Source organism: Mesorhizobium sp. B2-7-1, from assembly GCF_006440735.1.
GTDB lineage: Bacteria > Pseudomonadota > Alphaproteobacteria > Rhizobiales > Rhizobiaceae > Mesorhizobium.
The window spans coordinates 1-2615 of sequence record NZ_VFUA01000207.1 but is presented as its reverse complement, the minus strand read 5'-3'; the positions used below and the strand labels follow the sequence as shown (position 1 = coordinate 2615).

Below are 2615 nucleotides of genomic sequence, written 5' to 3'. Positions count from 1 at the left end.
CCTGTTCGACCCGCTACAGTGCAGAAACTTCTTCAAAGCTGCCGGATATGAGGCCAATTAAACGCGACGTGCTTTAGACAGCCAAGCTGGGCGCGCGTTGTATAAATTCGTCAGGGTTCGCCCCTTCAACTCTAATATGGCCTGCTCGTCTACAGGATTACGCGCTCGGGGTATGCTCTTTCAGAGTCAGAGACTCGGCTTGAAAGTGCCAAAGGTGACGAAAGACCTTTATCCAATCGCGCACACTCGCAAAGGACTACACGCGGATCCGGTACGACTACGAGCTCGACAAGACCAAGCGTTGGCGATCGGCCTGCACTCTGGAGCAGCTTCAAATGGCAATCTGGGAAATCGAGCAGGCCGTAGGGATGGCGATCCAAGCGACGGGCATAGATTTATCGATTGGCGAATGCCCCTCGCTCGGCCCTACATGCCAACCACGCATAAAACGCCGCTGATCGACAAGCCGTCTTGACGGCCTTTGCGGGATGGATCACTTTCCTGCAGTGCCTTGAGAGAATCGGCGCCGGGCACCATTGGCGAGCCGCGCGATAACCGACGATGGGGGGGAGCCCTTACGTCGTAGAGAATGAGCAGCACGGCTGCCCCACACAACTGACTCGTTGAAAGAAACAAACCAGGCTTGCCGCCTCTGCGGAAGGCGTTGCGAGCCTTTCGAGGATATCGGAGGATAACATGGCCGAGGCTGAATATCAGGATGGCGATGTGATAGTGACGTCGCGCGCGCCACTGCACGGACGACTGGAATTGGTGACAGACGACGACGACACGATCGACCTGCTACTCGACCGAGACAGCGCTGAAGAACTTGTTGCCGCACTTATAGAGTTCTTGGGCCAGGGTGAAGGCGACGACGCGCCGAAAGTTTTCGCCGAGCACTAGGCTCTGTCGCTCGCCCAGGAAGCTGCCACCAGCGCCCGACGCTAGCGTTTAATCATACCGCAAGGGTGCAGTTGATTTCGCTTGAGAGGTTGGCGATAGATCCCGCTGCGAAGCGGGCGTGGGTTCTGGTCCGGTGTCGAGGACGTCGCGAACCCGAGGTATGGTTGAACACCATGAAGGGCGGCACCCCCGATAGCTTTGTCATGCAGCACGATGTCCCGTCTATCTTCGCAGGCCACTACGACCCCTCACCTCAACCTTCAAGGGCGGGCCTCGGGAAGCCCAGCTCGCCGGGCTTCAGGTTCGGGTTGACGCCGTGTACCTAAAGCCTGGCTATCAAGCGTCGTCGTGTCGACGGCGAGGACCTCTCGCTCGCCTGCCGCGATGGCCGCCGAAAGAGCCGTGTCATTTGGCAATGCTGGTGCTTCATTCATTCTCGAACGCCTGCTTTCCCCTCGCGGCCCATAGGTCTCGCGCATGCTCGCCTTCATGGCTTTGGAGCTTGGCGGCGATCCACAGCAGCGCGCCATAGATGATGGTGCGATCATCGGCGGTCAGTTCAACAATGCCAGCTTTGACGATGAGACCGCCGAGTTCGATGAGATGTCGGGTGCGCTTGCGGCGCTCGACCTGCCAAGTGCGCATGTCATGCCGAGCCCGAGCCGCTTGCCGGCGATTGTGGGCTGCCCGATTGCGCTGGAGCGCTGCGTTCGTTTCGGCCAGATGCCGGGGCAGTTCGCCGGGACCTGCTCTCGAAAAACATCACCCCACGCTTAACCCATGCTTCCCGCTTCGCGGCGTCTTTCGTCTCAGCGATTGCGACCAGCGCGCCGGCCAGTTCGTCGGTACTGAGTTGATCGGCGCCGGTGGCGATCACCAAGTCGCCAAGCTGCTGCACCTTTCTGGCTTTGAGCTCTCGCGCCTTTTCATCTAGCGCCTTCAGTTCCGCGTCGTAGTCCCTTGGTTTGCGCATGGCTGTCTCCGTCTGACGTCAATGCGGTGATGATAGGCGAGCCTCCGCCGGAAGGCTTCAGGGTTGCCGAGACAGCCCGGGACGGGCTGGTCCATCCCGAGATTTTTTCGAGGGAGGGCGCGCTTATACGTCGTGCCGACGTGCGCTTTGCCGTGCAAATGATCTGGTCGCGATGGCGATCTATCATCTTCACGTCAAGGTCATTGGCCGCAAGGCTGGGAGCAGCGCTGTGGCATCCGCCGCCTACCGCTCGGCTTCGCGGTTGCGTGACGAGCGGATCGAACGCACGCATGACTTCTCGGCCAAGCGTGGTGTCGTCCATTCCGAAGTGATGCTGCCGGAAAATGCGCCGCATGCCTTGCGCGACCGCGAACGGCTGTGGAACGATGTTGAGGCGTTCGAGGTGCGCAAGGATGCGCAGCTTGCCCGCGAGGTCGAGTTTGCGCTGCCGCGTGAACTCAGCCAGGCGCAAGGCATCGAGTTGGCGCGCGATTTTGTTCAGGCTGAGTTTGTCTGCCGAGGCATGGTCGCCGATCTCAATGTGCATTGGGACAGGGCGGAGGATGGCAGTCCAAAACCGCATGCCCATGTCATGCTCGCCATGCGGTCGGTCGATGAGAACGGTTTTGGTTCGAAAGTGCGCGACTGGAACCAGACTGAGCTGGTCGAGCGCTGGCGCGAACGATGGGCCGAGCTTGCCAATGAACGCCTTGCCGAACTCGATATCGACGCCCGCATC

At 60.0% G+C, this 2615-nt stretch carries 4 protein-coding genes; 2 read left to right on the top strand and 2 right to left on the bottom strand.

The window, feature by feature from the left end; all coding sequences use genetic code 11:
- The first annotated feature begins 696 nt into the window (after positions 1 to 696).
- On the top strand, positions 697 to 903 hold the full coding sequence (locus FJ471_RS34400; protein WP_140811391.1) for a hypothetical protein: 207 nt from the start codon (positions 697 to 699) through the stop codon (positions 901 to 903).
- Positions 904 to 1329: 426 nt separating this feature from the next.
- Here FJ471_RS34400 and FJ471_RS34395 read toward each other — a convergent pair whose 3' ends face one another.
- Complete coding sequence (locus FJ471_RS34395) at positions 1330 to 1548, bottom strand: conjugal transfer protein TraD (protein ID WP_140811384.1); 219 nt, start codon at positions 1546 to 1548, stop codon at positions 1330 to 1332.
- 1 nt (position 1549) lies between these two features.
- On the bottom strand, positions 1550 to 1876 hold the full coding sequence (locus tag FJ471_RS34390) for a conjugal transfer protein TraD (protein WP_140811376.1): 327 nt from the start codon (positions 1874 to 1876) through the stop codon (positions 1550 to 1552).
- Positions 1877 to 2048: 172 nt separating this feature from the next.
- Here FJ471_RS34390 and mobQ point away from each other — a divergent pair.
- On the top strand, positions 2049 to 2615 hold a 567-nt coding region (gene mobQ, locus FJ471_RS34385), incomplete at its 3' end, for a MobQ family relaxase (RefSeq protein ID WP_181179956.1).

What these genes read in the sequence shown, in the direction of transcription:
- FJ471_RS34400 (WP_140811391.1), top strand. Translation starts at nt 697, where the DNA reads ATGGCCGAGGCTGAATATCAGGATGGCGATGTGATAGTGACGTCGCGC.
- FJ471_RS34395 (WP_140811384.1), bottom strand. Translation starts at nt 1,548, where the DNA reads ATGCGCACTTGGCAGGTCGAGCGCCGCAAGCGCACCCGACATCTCATC.
- FJ471_RS34390 (WP_140811376.1), bottom strand. Translation starts at nt 1,876, where the DNA reads ATGCGCAAACCAAGGGACTACGACGCGGAACTGAAGGCGCTAGATGAA.